General features: G+C 60.6%; 10 protein-coding genes. 4 read left to right on the forward strand and 6 right to left on the reverse strand.

Annotated features, from left to right (window positions below; all coding sequences use genetic code 11):
• A partial coding sequence (locus ACIREA_RS14500) for a transglutaminase family protein (RefSeq protein ID WP_397382996.1) occupies nucleotides 1-1973 on the reverse strand: 1973 nt, incomplete at its 3' end.
• Between the two features lie 156 nt (nucleotides 1974-2129).
• Here ACIREA_RS14500 and ACIREA_RS14505 point away from each other — a divergent pair.
• From ACIREA_RS14505 to ACIREA_RS14515, 3 genes are all read left to right on the forward strand, one after another.
• Complete coding sequence (locus ACIREA_RS14505) at nucleotides 2130-5645, forward strand: pyruvate carboxylase (protein WP_397382997.1); 3516 nt, start codon at nucleotides 2130-2132, stop codon at nucleotides 5643-5645.
• A gap of 202 nt (nucleotides 5646-5847) precedes the next feature.
• Nucleotides 5848-6453 (forward strand): fatty acid desaturase CarF family protein, encoded by a 606-nt coding sequence (locus tag ACIREA_RS14510; RefSeq protein WP_397382998.1) that lies wholly within the window; start codon nucleotides 5848-5850, stop codon nucleotides 6451-6453.
• On the forward strand, nucleotides 6450-7550 hold the full coding sequence (locus ACIREA_RS14515; RefSeq protein ID WP_397382999.1) for a DUF5685 family protein: 1101 nt from the start codon (nucleotides 6450-6452) through the stop codon (nucleotides 7548-7550). The genes ACIREA_RS14510 and ACIREA_RS14515 overlap by 4 nt, the downstream gene beginning before the upstream one ends.
• Nucleotides 7551-7556: 6 nt before the next feature.
• Here the strand turns inward: ACIREA_RS14515 and ACIREA_RS14520 are convergent, their stop codons facing one another.
• Entirely contained in the window at nucleotides 7557-8027 is a 471-nt protein-coding gene (locus ACIREA_RS14520) for a transcription elongation factor GreAB (protein ID WP_397383000.1), read from the reverse strand.
• Between the two features lie 91 nt (nucleotides 8028-8118).
• On the opposite strand from ACIREA_RS14520, the gene ACIREA_RS14525 reads away from it, so the two are divergent.
• The gene (locus ACIREA_RS14525) at nucleotides 8119-8739 is read left to right on the forward strand and encodes a prepilin-type N-terminal cleavage/methylation domain-containing protein (protein ID WP_397383001.1); all 621 of its coding nucleotides are present in this window, start codon (nucleotides 8119-8121) and stop codon (nucleotides 8737-8739) included.
• A 21-nt stretch (nucleotides 8740-8760) separates the two neighbouring features.
• On the opposite strand, the gene ACIREA_RS14530 is transcribed toward ACIREA_RS14525, so the two are convergent.
• From ACIREA_RS14530 to ACIREA_RS14545, 4 genes are all read right to left on the reverse strand, one after another.
• Complete coding sequence (locus ACIREA_RS14530; protein WP_397383002.1) at nucleotides 8761-9621, reverse strand: hypothetical protein; 861 nt, start codon at nucleotides 9619-9621, stop codon at nucleotides 8761-8763.
• Nucleotides 9622-9631: 10 nt separating this feature from the next.
• Complete coding sequence (locus tag ACIREA_RS14535; RefSeq protein WP_397383003.1) at nucleotides 9632-10165, reverse strand: hypothetical protein; 534 nt, start codon at nucleotides 10163-10165, stop codon at nucleotides 9632-9634.
• 16 nt (nucleotides 10166-10181) lie between these two features.
• Nucleotides 10182-11135 (reverse strand): substrate-binding domain-containing protein, encoded by a 954-nt coding sequence (locus ACIREA_RS14540; RefSeq protein ID WP_397383004.1) that lies wholly within the window; start codon nucleotides 11133-11135, stop codon nucleotides 10182-10184.
• A 30-nt stretch (nucleotides 11136-11165) separates the two neighbouring features.
• Nucleotides 11166-12940 (reverse strand): exo-beta-N-acetylmuramidase NamZ domain-containing protein (locus ACIREA_RS14545; protein WP_397383005.1); only part of this gene is annotated, 1775 nt, incomplete at its 5' end.

A 12940-nucleotide genomic window follows, 5' to 3' on the forward strand; every position in this document is an offset into this window, starting at 1 on the left:
GCACCGAGGGCGGAGAGGTATTCCTCCAGCGTCTTGGTCGGGGGCATGAAGATGAAGAGCTTGCCATCGCGCGGCTGCACACAGAGGGCGGTACGCACGACCTTGTCGGCAGACTCACCTGCCGCAGGCGGCTGAGCGGCAGGATCGATGCCCTGCTGCTGCTTTTCTCCCCCGGTCAGTCCTTCTGCACTGGACGGGCCACGACGCTGGGCGAGTTTTTCCCAAAAGGAGGGCGGCACGCCGGCGATGCCACGCACAAACTGCTGCCGGGAGGGCAGCGGATCGCGGTCTTGCATGGGGTCCTGCTCGTGATGGTAGGGATAGTCGGTGGTCTTGACCCAAGGCTGGGAATCGAGCGGGAGACGCAGGCCGATGGGTGAATCCCCCGGCACGAGGTAGCAGCGCTCGGCACGGAGGAACCACGGGCCGGTTTCCCAGCCTTCGTCCGCCGGTTTGAGCGGCAACACGTGGCCGATGATTTTGTCGAGACCTTCCTCGAACACCTTGGCGAGGCGCGTGCGCTCCTCCTTGTCTTTGAGGTTGGATTTGAGCGGATCGACGTTCACCGGGAGCTTGCGCTCGCGCCAGAGGTAGTAGAAGGCGTCTTCATACGTCGGCATGATCCATTTGGTGCTGCAGCCGATGCGCTCGGCGAGAGCGCGGATGAAGCGTGCGGAGTGGGTCTCGTTCACGCCGTAGTCTGTCTCCATGTCGGCATACAGATGCGGGTGGGCCCACAAAGGCTGGCCGTCCTTGCGCCAATGGCAGCCATAGGACCAGCGTGGCAGGGATTCGCCGGGGTACCATTTACCCTGGCCGTGGTGCAGGAAGGCTCCGGGCGCGAATCGGTCTCTGAGGCGTTTGAGCAGGACGTCCGAAAGCTTGGCTTTCATAGGCCCCACGGCGGCGGTGTTCCACTCGGCACCTTCGGCGTCGTCGATGGAAACGAAGGTCGGCTCACCACCCATGGTCAGTCGTACATCGTTGGCTTCGAGCTCTTTATCCAGGGCATGACCCAGGGCTTCGATCTCCGCCCACTGCTCCTCGGTGTAGGGCTTGGTGACGCGGGGGGATTCGTAAATACGAGTGACCTTCATCTCGAACTCGAACTCCGTTTCGCAAGGCTCAGCCATGCCGCTGATCGGCGCGGCGCTCCCCGGGTCTGGGGTGGCAGCGAGAGGGATGTGCCCTTCCCCGGCGAAGAGGCCAGAGGTCGGATCGAGGCCGACCCAGCCAGCGCCGGGCAGATAGACCTCACACCAGGCGTGGAGGTCGGTGAAATCCACTTCGGTGCCGCTGGGGCCGTCGAGGGATTTCACGTCCGGCTTCAACTGGATGAGGTAACCGCTGACAAAACGCGCGGCGATGCCCAGACGGCGCATGAGCTGAACCATGAGCCATGATGTGTCACGGCAGGAGCCGGTGCGCTTGGTGAGGGACTCCTCCGGTGTCTGAACGCCAGGCTCCATGCGGACGGTGTAACCGATGTCCTTCCAGAGGCGCTGATTGATGGTAACGAGGGCGTCAATCGTGCGCGGCGGCCAGGGTTTCATGGCGAGGAGCTCGCTCTCGACCTGGGTGAAGTATTCCGCGAATTTGGGCGTGAGTTCGCCGCACTTCAGGAAGGGGGCGAGCTCATGATCCAGCGTGGCATCGTAGTCGAAGGGGAAATTTTCAGCCTCCGGCTCCAGGAAGAAGTCGAAGGGATTGAAGACCGCCATCTCCACCACGACATCCACCTCGATGCTGAATTCCTTGGTTTTCTCCGGGATGACCAGCCGGGCGAGGAAGTTTGACTGAGGGTCCTGCTGCCAGTTCAGGAAATGCTTCTCCGGGGTGATTTTGAGCGAGTAGCTCAGGATACGAGAGCGGGAATGCGGTGCAGGGCGCAACCGGATGATCTGGGGGCCCAGCTCGATGGGTCGCTCGTAGCGGTAGCTGGTGCGGTGGTGAAGGGCGACGTGGATGGACATGCGAAAGGGTTGGGGGCGGACGGGAACTCAATGCCCGCTACGTCATTATTAGCAAGTTAACGGCCAATCTTGGATTCCGGCGTCGGAAAACTGCGCTCGCACCTTGCCTCCCCACGATTTCGCGAGACTATGCGCCCGCATTTCCCAACCCACCCCATGTCCAAGAAGACCCCTGCCCCCACCACGATCCGCCCCATCAAGAAGCTGATGGTCGCGAACCGCTCTGAAATCGCCATCCGCGTCATGCGTGCGGCCACTGAACTGGGGCTGAAAACGGTGGGTATTTACGCGCAGGAAGACCGCTTCTGCCCGCATCGCTTCAAAGCGGACGAGGCCTACGAGCTGAACAAGGACAAGGGACCTCTGGGCGCCTACCTGGACATCGAAGGCATCGTGGCTCTGGCGAAGGAGAAGGGCGTGGACGCGATCCACCCCGGCTATGGCTTCCTTTCTGAGAACCCGAAGTTCTCCCAGGCGTGCGAAGATGCCGGGATCATTTTCATCGGCCCTGATGCGAAGATTCTCGACATGATGGGCGACAAGACGGCGGCCCGTAATGTGGCCCGCAAGCTCAAGGTCTCCATTCTCGAAGGCACCGATGAGCCGGTGAGCGACCGCAAGGAAGCACTGGCGGCAGCGAAGAAAATCGGCTTTCCGCTGATCATCAAGGCGGCCTTTGGCGGTGGCGGGCGCGGCATGCGCATCGTGCGTGAGGCCAAGGACCTGGAAAAGCTGCTGGATGAGGCGCAGACGGAGGCGGAACGCGCGTTTGGCAACGGGGCGGTGTTCCTCGAAAGATTCGTGGGCAAGGCGAAGCACATTGAAGTGCAGATCCTGGCCGACAAGCATGGCAACGTGCTGCATCTGCACGAACGCGACTGCTCCGTGCAGCGCCGGCATCAGAAGGTGATCGAGCAGGCGCCGAGCTACGGGATCAAGCAGGAGATTATCGACAGCCTGTGCGATGCTGCGGTGAAACTGGCGCATGCGGTGAACTACACGCACGCGGGCACGGTGGAGTTCCTCGTGGATCACGAAACGGGCGAATGGTTCTTCATTGAGATGAATCCACGCATTCAGGTGGAGCATACGGTGACGGAGGAGATCACGGGCATCGACATCGTGCGCAGCCAGATCCTCATCGCGCAGGGCTACCAGATTCACCAGGAGCCGCTGGCATTGCCGCCGCAGGACAAGATCGAGAAGAGCGGCTTTGCGATCCAGTGCCGCATCACGACGGAAGACCCGGAAAACGGGTTCACGCCGGACTTTGGCAAAATTTTGACCTACCGCAGCGCCGGGGGCTTCGGCATCCGTCTGGATGGCGCGCTGGGCGCGACGAACGCGGTCATCACGCCGTATTATGACTCGATGCTGGTGAAGATGACGGTCTATGCCCGCACGTACAAGCAGTCGCTGGACCGCATGGACCGCGGGCTGCGCGAGTTCCGCATTCGTGGCGTGAAGACGAACATCCCGTTCCTCATGAACGTGGTGCATCACCCGGACTTCATGGCGGGGCAGGCCACGACGCGCTTCATCGACAACAATCCTGACCTGCTCAAGTTTGTGGCGCGCAAGGACCGTGCCTCGAAGCTGTTGAGCTATCTGGCAGACACGATTGTGAATGGCAATCCGTTCGCAAAAGATCATAAGATCAGCAAGGCCTTCACCGCACCGCCGACGCCGAAGTTTGACCACCGCATCGCGCCGGCGAAAGGCACGAAGCAGCTCCTCACGGAGATGGGGCCAGAGAAGTTCTGCAACGACTGGATTGCGAAGCAGAAGAAGCTGCTGATCACGGACACGACGATGCGTGACGCGCACCAGTCGCTGCTGGCCACGCGCATGCGCACCTTTGACATGCTGGCCGTGGCGGACAGCGTGGCACGGCGCACGCCGAACCTGTTCTCGCTCGAAATGTGGGGCGGAGCGACCTTTGACGTGACGATGCGCTTCCTGCGCGAAGATCCGTGGGAGCGCCTGCGTGACATCCGCGCCAAGGTGCCGAACATTCTTTTGCAGATGCTCTTCCGCGGCTCGAATGCCGTGGGTTACACGAACTACCCGGACAATGTGGTGAAGGGCTTCATCAAACATGCCGCGGAGAACGGCATGGACATCTTCCGCATCTTTGATTCGCTGAACTACCTGCCGAACCTCAAGGCGGCGATGGATGCGGTGCGCGAGGACACGAACTCCATCTGTGAAGGCACGCTGTGCTACACGGGCGACATCATGGATCCGAAGCGCGACAAGTACGACCTGAAGTACTACGTGCGCCTGGCCAAGGAGCTGGAAAAGATGGGGGCGCATATGCTGTGCATCAAGGACATGGCCGGACTGGTCCGCCCGTTTGCGGCGAAGAAGCTGGTCAAGGCGCTGAAGGATGAAGTGGGCATCCCAATTCACTTCCACACGCATGACACGAGCGGGCTGAACGCCGCGAGCATCATCGAAGCCGCCACGGCGGGTGTCGATGTGGTGGATGCGGCGATTGCATCCATGTCCGGCGGCACTTCGCAGCCGAACCTGAACTCCATCGTGGCTGCCATGCAGAACACGCCGCGTGACACCGGACTGGATGTCGAGGCGCTGCAGGAGTTTAGCGACTACTGGGCTGCGGTGCGCAGCTTCTACAAGCCTTTCGACACCTCCGAGCCTTACGGTACTGCGGAAGTCTATCTGCACGAAATGCCCGGCGGGCAGTACACGAATCTCAAGGAGCAGGCCATCGGCATGGGCCTCGGCCCACGCTGGCCGGAGATCGCCCATGCGTATGCGGAGGTGAACCAGCTCTGTGGCGACATCGTCAAAGTGACGCCATCGAGCAAGGTCGTCGGCGACCTGGCCATCGAGTGCGTGGCACGTGGTGTGAAGCCCACGGACATCATCAACCTGCAAGGCACCAAGTGGAGCAAGGACGTGACCAGCATGTTTGAAGGCTGGCTTGGCGAACCCTTCTACGGCATGGAGACGGCCAAGGCGGCGGATTCACGCAAGAAGTGGAATGCGCTGGCTGATGCCATCGTGGGCAAAGGCGGCAAGCGGATCAAAGGACGCCCCGGCACGCACGCTGCGAAGATCAAGCTGGAAGACGTGCGAGCCGAGCTCAAGGGCAAGCTCAAGAAGGAGCCTACCGAAGACGATGTGTGGAGCTACCTCATGTATCCGGATGTGTTCCTGAAGTTTGCTGAATTCCGCAAAACCTACGGTGACGTGTCCGCCCTGCCAACGCCGGCGTATTACTACGGCCTGCAGGACAAGGAGGAAATCCACATCAGCCTGGAAGCAGGCAAGACGCTCTTCGTGCGCCTGCTCAACATGACCGAGGCTGACGCCGCTGGTCAGCAGACGGCGATCTTTGAGCTGAACGGCTATCCACGCCATACGACGGTGACCAACAAGTCCCTGGCGAAGAACGCTGTGACCAAGACCAAGGCGGATCCTGCGGACCCGACTCAGGTGGGCGCGCCGATGCCGGGGATGGTGGCGAGCATTGCGGTGAGCGTGGGGCAGAAGGTGAAGGAGGGGGAGACCCTGCTGACGCTGGAGGCCATGAAGATGTTTGCAGCGGTTTCTTCACCGATTGCGGGCACTGTGAAGGATATCTGCGTGAAGATCAGCGAGAGTGTGGAGAGCAAGGATTTGATGGTGAGGCTGGTGAAGTAGAGGGTCTTAGGATTCCAGAGGCATCGTCCTTTACCATGGACAGTGAGCTTCCTGCGCAAGCGCGCGGGAAGCTAGTGACTCATGGATTGTACTTTGACGCCTGCCAGGTGCCTTTGGAAGAGCCGCCATTGATCTCCTCAATCGAAGCTTCAAGAGTATCAATGTCCTGAGGTGTGCTTTTGTGGGCAAGTGATGAGGGGTCATGAACGACCTTATCTCACTCACTCTTCAGGCGGCAGGCGTTGTGCTTGCTGCGGATTTTGCGGCCGGTTTTGTCCATTGGATGGAGGATGCTTACATCCGCGAAGATACGCCGTGGCTGGGGCGGTGGATCGGACGGCCGAACATTGTGCATCATCATCTGCCGAGACGGATGACGCGGAACACGTGGTGGGAGAGCAACAAGGAACTGCTGGTGGCGATGGGGGTGCTGATCATCGCGGCGGCGTGGCTGGGCTGCCTGACGTGGCATGTGTGGCTCTTTGCTGTGGTGGGTGGGAATGCGAACGAGGTGCACAAGTGGTCGCACCGAACCCGGAAGGAAAACGGGCGCTTCATCTCGATGCTGCAGGACCTGCGAATTTTGCAGACGCCGCAGCACCATACGGTGCACCACACGAATCCGAAGGAGGTGCATTACTGCCCGGTGACGAATGCGCTGAACCCAGTGCTGGATGCGCTGCATTTCTGGGTGGGGCTGGAGTGGCTGCTGGAGCACACGGCGGGGCTGAAGCGGCAGCCGGACAGCTCGGTGCCCGGGCAGGGCATTCCGCCGGAGTGGATCGCGGAGATGCGGCGTGCGGGGTGAGCAAAAATCATTCGTCGCCGGAGGTGTTTGCGCCATCTTCGGCGATGTTCGGCCATCTCCCGGGTCCCACGATGTGCTGCCAGAAGGCGGCGTCTTTATATCGAGCGCACTTCTGCGGTCTCGGCACGAATTTGCACCGTCACTATGGCGCGTGGGCGCGCTGGCTGGTGAACAGGGACAGCGCTTTTCTCACGCTGCTGGGCTCGGCCCTGGCAGAAGCACCGCCGGAGCTGTGCCAGACAACCTGCTGCAATGCATTCGCCACGCCGCGCGATCTGGTGGCGGACAGCCCGGTGCTACAATACACCGCCGCTGTGACGGTCTGCGGCCTGAGCGCGAAGCTGGATGACGATGCGCAGGATGAGCGGGGGTGGCGACGCCATGCGGCGCGTGTGGGATCGAGAACGCTCGACAGGCCCATCGGCGATGCTCTGGGTCTGCTGCATGGGATGCGTTTTCCAGTGCAAGATGTTCGCGGCTGGATGGCCGGACAAAGAGACATCGAGCATCCTTCAGCGAGCCTCGACGCATGCGCCGGGCCGACATGTGCTGCGTATGGTGAGATCGTGGGGCACCTGGCGCAGGTGTCTGGGGCACCGGGTGCCAAACCGCTGCTGCAGCAACTCGGTGAAAGCCTGGGCTTTCTCATCTACGCGCAGGATGCGTGGGAGGATTGGGCACGGGACAAGAAGCGTGGCCAGTTCAACCCGTTGCATGCCTTTCCTGATCTCGCGGGGCGTCGTGCGACGTTGCTGCCTGCTCTTGAGCAAGCACTGGCCAGCCTGCGGCGCGCGTTTGATGCCCTGCCGCTGCGGCGACATCGCGATCTGCTGCAGGCGGTGCTGATCGCAGGTGCAGAAGCGCGGGTGGCGCAGGTGGCGGGAAAAGGAGAGAAAGGCACGAAGCATGTGCAGTCACCCATTGAAGGCACCGAGCGCAAACGCTCCTGCTGGGACAAATGCGATGGATGCCACTGCGATGAATGCTGTGATTGCTGTAGCTGCTGCCGCCCCGGATGGACCAGAGGCGGGAGTTCCATGATCGACTGCAATCCCTGCGACGGCGACGGATGTGGATGCTGTGGCTGTGACTGCTAGGCGTGATCAGACCACTGCGATCACCTTTGCGGAAAGGCCGGGTCGTAGTGCGATGATGTCCCCTGCCCGCTTGGCGATGAGTTTTTGACCCAAAGCGGATGCGGGGGTGATGACGACGACTTCCTGGCCTGCATGCACAATCTCTGTACCACCTGCAAAGGGGCCGAGGAAGTAGTGTGTTTGTTCGCCGGGGGTCTCCAAGGTGACGAGGGCTCCGAGAGTTATGGCGGCAGCTGAATCCAAGGTGTTTCCAGACAAGGCACCAAAGGCACGCACGGCCTCCTGCAACTCTGCCACGCGCTGGGCCTGACCACGGGCGACGTAGGAGGCTTCCAGGGTGCGGGTGTCGTACTTGTTCTCCGCCTTGCTGTCCGGGTCCGTGGCGGCGGCAAAGGCTCCCTGTGCGGCGCGGGTGAGTGCGGCGAGTTCGGCATTGAGCACGGAGAGGATTTGATCGAGTACGGCTTGTTTGTTCACGGGGAGGCAAGCCGTGCGCTGTTTCCAGAGGGGGATCAAGGGTGAAAAAGGAGTATTGACCTGCCACAGGCATTTCAGGTAAAATCTGATTATGAAAACGCACCGGCAACCTGCTACGAGAGCGTTCACCCTGATCGAACTGCTCATTACGATCACCATCATCGCGATCCTCGCGAGCATGACAGCTGCGGGAATCAGCTATGCCATCGACCAAGGCAATCGACTGAAAGTTCGAACGGTGCTGATGGATCTCAAGAATGGCATTGAGCAATTCCAGATCGACTACGGCCGCTGGCCCATCCAGTCCACTGCCCAAGGTGCCAACGGAGAGGACGCAGGCGAACTGCTGACCGATGGCAGCAATTCGCTGGTGGACACTCTCATGGGCATTCCTCCTGCATCGAGCGGCGGGGTGGATCTGAATCCGAAGCGTACGCCGTTTGCATCGTTTCCCCCTGCGAACAATGGCCGCCATGGTCTGGTAGGCGCAGCACGCCCCTTCAAGCTCGCTGACATGTATGGCCAGCCTTATCACATCCTGCTGGATACGAACGGTGACAATCAGGTGAAGAGTCCCGATGTCAGCAATACCGACCCCAAGATCTCGACGGGTCAGGCGGCGCATCTGGTCACCAAGGTGGCCGTTTACAGCAGCGGCAAGGACCAGATCCTACGCACGAGTGATGACGTCACGTCCTGGCGTCCCAAATGATCCGGCCACTGCTGCGTGGTGTTACTTCCCTGCCGCCTTGAATACTTCGGGGTGATCCAACACCATCTTCTTCACGCGTGCTGCCTGCATTGCAGGGCAGTCTGGCGGCAGCCATGAGGATTGTTCGAGCACCTCGCGCCCGCCGATGCTGCCGAGAATGACGTAGGCGCTGAGCAGGGAACCGAGCAGATCGGGATGCGTGCCGTCCTCGGCATAGAGCGAGAGCGCGGGATAGAGATCGTGCACCCGCCACCAGAATTCTCCCACCGGGCTGACGATGATTTGAGCGCCTGGTATTTTTTCCTGCGCTGCTTTCACGGCGTTCGCATTGGCGAGGTGGATGCGGGCAAGGGCCTGCTCAGGATCTTTGCCGGTGGCGAGAGCATCGGGGGATTTTTCCTTCCAGAGCTTTTCGTGCCGGGCCCATACCTGAAAGACGACGACCAGCACTTTGGGGTTCAATTCGTGCGCGGATTTGACGAGCTTGGCGAGGCCGTTTTCCATGAGCATTCTGGCATCTGCATCCACGGCGGCGGCGGCGGAGACGACGCTGTGCTCCTGCACGACGACGACATCCCAGGGCTTGCCGTCATCGGCACCTTTTTTCAGCAAGTCCATGCCCTCCGCATTGGTGGTGTGGCGCTCGAGGGTGTAGTTGCCCTGCAGATTGCTGCCTATGTGCGGTGCCAACATCTGGGAGGAGAGCATGAGCTCGCCCACCATGCCGGGAAGGAGATTGAACGCGGTGTAGCTGTTGCCGAGAAAGAGGATGCGAACCTGCGGCAGCTCGTCGGCGGCTTTCGCCGGCCAGCAGCAGCAAGCGGCGAGAGCTGCCAGCAGCAGCGTGCGCCGGGACCATTGAATGGATGAGCGTGCCTTCATGTGTATTTGCTCATGGCTTGCAGAGCTTGTCCGCAAGCAGTTCGGCTTTTTCGTTTCCTTCCTTCGCGGGCACATGGCCGACGACGGTTGATTTGTCCTTGTCGAGCTTGATGATGACGAGGGTTTCCAGGCGCGTCTGCTTTTCGTCATCGGCGCTGGACATCATGCGGTAGATGATGGCGTAAGGGACAAAGGAGCCGCCTTTGCGGAAGCCGCGCCATTGCACGACATTGTTTGCCTTTGCCGGGAACTGGCCGGGGCAGGCGGTGAGGGTATCGTTCATGAGGTCGGTCTTGCTGCCGTCGTAGATCAGATTGATCCAGCTGCGCAGATCGCCGCCTTCATGGATGACCTGATAGCCGCCAAGACCGGGGCAGAGATGCCTGAAGTGATCGATCTCGGGATCTTTTTCGCGTGACGAGTCTTCGAGGATTTTGACCTTCTTGGGATCGGTGGTGGTGAATTCGGACTCAGGTTTGGGATCAGCGGCAGAGACGACGGATGTGGCGAGCGCCAGCAGGGTGAGGACGGTGAGCGGGTTCATGAGATTGAGCATGGGACTATTTCAGCGAAGCATCCGCCGCGCCATCGGCTTTGCGATAAAGACTTGTGGGAATGAGCATCTGGGAAGGGAGTTCCTCGCCTTTGGAGTAGCGCATGAAGGCACGCACGACTTCGGCGCCCATCTTGTCAGGGAACTGAATGGGGTCGGCGTAGATCTTGCCTTCCTTGATCGCCTGCTTGCCTTCGGGCTGGCCATCAAAGCCGATGATAACGACCTTGTCAGTGCGGCCCGCCTTCTCAATGGCTCCGCGTGCGCCGAGTGCGCCGGGGTCGTTGATGGCAAAGATGCCAACGAGATCTGGCTGCGCCTGCAGCATGTCTTCGGTGGCTTTGTAGCCTTTGTCATTGGCGCCGTGGCAGTCGAGTTCGCTCACGATCTCGATTTTTCTCGCCGCCGTGGCGTTGTGAGCGGCCAGCACTTCCTTGAAGCCTTTGACGCGCAGGATGCAGGACTCGACCTGCTTCATGTCGAGAACGCCGATCTTACCCCCCTGCCCTTGCAGCGCCTCGATCATGGCCTCTGCCGCCATCTTGCCGCCGCCGAAGTTGTCGGTGGCCACCTGGGTCGCGATTTTCACGCCGGGCTCGTTGCAGGGCACATCCACGGTGAAGACGGGAATGGCGGCTGCGTTGGCTTCCTGAATCACGGTTACAATCGCCTTGGAGTCAGTGGGGCTCAGCACGATGGCGGCGACATCCTTGACGATGAAGTCTTTGATCTGGTTGCTCTGGCGCGCCACGTCGCCGTCTGCGCTGACCACGAGCGTGTCATAGCCGTTCTTCTTGGCCTCGGCGATGATGCTGTCGCCGATCACTTTGAAGAAGGGATTTTGCAATGAGAGGAGCGAAACCGCGATGGTGCCTTTGGATTCCGCATGTTGATCCGAAGTCTTGCCGCAAGCGGCAAGCAGGAGGGTGGAGGCCAGAAGGATGTGGCGGAGTTTCATCATGAGCATGCTAACACGAACTCGTCTTCTCCATCAATAGCGGAGAAAGGCCCGCCGCCTTGCTTCAAATGCCTGTGTCTCTGCTGACCAGTCTGCCACGACCTTTTTCCATGAGTCGCCACCGCGCAGGGCCTTCACACTGGCGGCACGATTGAGGAGGGTGTCCACCAGTGCGAGCTTGAACTCTTTTGGATACAGCCGGTGCAGGGTGCTGGCGATGGCGATGCCTACTTCAACTGAATTCAAGGCGTTGCGATCTGCGATGGACATGCGCACGCCGCCGCAGGCTTCGCCTTTGAAGATGCTGGCTGTAGGCGTGAAGCGTATGGGGGTGAACTGCACGCCTGCCAGGCCGAGCTTGTTCAGTTCATAGGACAGCCGCAGATCATCCACATAGGGTGCGCCGAGGACTTCAAAGGGGGTGTCGGTGCCGCGCCCGACGGTGATGCTGAACTCGAGGAGGCCGATGCCTGGATAGAGCAATGCGGCGTTCAAGGAGCGCATGTTGGGGGAGGGATTGATCCAGGGCAGGCCGGTTTGATCGAAGCGCATTTGGCGCTGCCAGCCTTCGACTGGGATCACTTTTAAATCACAGCCGATGCTGCGCTCGGCGTTCATCATGGCCGCGAGTTCGCCGGCGGTCATGCCGTGACGCAGCGGGATGGCATGCGTGGCGGTGGGTTTTTCGGCATCGATGACGGCGGGGCCTTCGACTTGGATGCCGCCGATGGGATTGACGCGATCGAGCACGTAGAAAGTCTTCTTTGCCTTGGCCGCAGCCTCCATGCAGAGACGCATGGTGCCGATGTAGGTGTAGAAGCGGCAGCCGATGTCCTGGATGTCGAAGACCAGGGCGTCCACGTCTGCGAGTTGTTCCTGCGTGGGGGCGCGCTGCTCGCCAAACAAGCTCAGCACGGGGAGGCCGGTCTTCTTGTCGGTGGAGTTGCTGATTTTTTCCTGATCGAGTTCACCACGAATGCCGTGCTCGGGGCTGAAGAGTTTTTTCAACTTCACGCCGGGGGCAGAAGCGAGCAGATCGATGGTGCTGTGGCGTTGAGCGTCGATGCCGGTCTGATTGGTGATGAGGCCGATGCGGAGGCCGTGCAGGTCGGCGAACTTGCGCCGGACGAGTACGTCGATGCCGTTCAATACGGTGGGCACTTCCATCTCTGCGCGTGGCCATGGGGGGCCATTTGAAGGGATGAGATTTACGCATTTGGCAGCCGCTGTGCCGATCTCTTCGTACAAATCACGCACGCTGCCTTTGCCGTTGGGGTAGAGGCGAGAGCTCATGAAGATGACGAAGGTCTTCGATGTGGGCTCGATCCACAGGCTTGTGCCGGTGAATCCTGTGTGGCCGAATGAGCCGATGGGAAACACTTTGCCACGGGGCCTGCTGAAGGTGGAGTCGATGTCCCAGCCGAGGCCGCGGCGTTCGAAGACTGTGGCGATGGTCTGCGGTGCCGTCATGAGTTTGACGGTTTCCGGTTTCAATAGGCCGGCACCGCCCGCGAGAATCATGCGCGCATACTTTGCCAGATCGCCGGCGGTGGTGAAGAGGCCTGCATGGCCGGTGACGCCGCCCATCTTGCGCGAGGTGGGGTCATGAACCACACCGCGAAGCATGCCGCCGGTCTCATCTTTCTCGGTGGGTGCGATGCGTGGCCGCCAATCCTCTGGAGGCAGGAAGCGTGTGGAGTCCATGTGCAAAGGCGCGAACACGTGCTTGGCGGCGAACTCATTCAAGCCCATGCCGCTCACGCGCCGAACGATCTCGCCGAGCAGGATGAAATTGATGTCGGAGTAGC

It is taken from the genome of Prosthecobacter sp. (assembly GCF_044373815.1).
Lineage (GTDB): Bacteria > Verrucomicrobiota > Verrucomicrobiia > Verrucomicrobiales > Verrucomicrobiaceae > Prosthecobacter.

Coding starts and splice junctions, on each gene's coding strand:
- ACIREA_RS14525 (WP_397383001.1), top strand. CDS start 8,119: ATGAAAACGCACCGGCAACCTGCTACGAGAGCGTTCACCCTGATCGAA.
- ACIREA_RS14510 (WP_397382998.1), top strand. CDS start 5,848: ATGAACGACCTTATCTCACTCACTCTTCAGGCGGCAGGCGTTGTGCTT.
- ACIREA_RS14540 (WP_397383004.1), bottom strand. CDS start 11,135: ATGATGAAACTCCGCCACATCCTTCTGGCCTCCACCCTCCTGCTTGCC.
- ACIREA_RS14535 (WP_397383003.1), bottom strand. CDS start 10,165: ATGAACCCGCTCACCGTCCTCACCCTGCTGGCGCTCGCCACATCCGTC.
- ACIREA_RS14505 (WP_397382997.1), top strand. CDS start 2,130: ATGTCCAAGAAGACCCCTGCCCCCACCACGATCCGCCCCATCAAGAAG.
- ACIREA_RS14530 (WP_397383002.1), bottom strand. CDS start 9,621: ATGAAGGCACGCTCATCCATTCAATGGTCCCGGCGCACGCTGCTGCTG.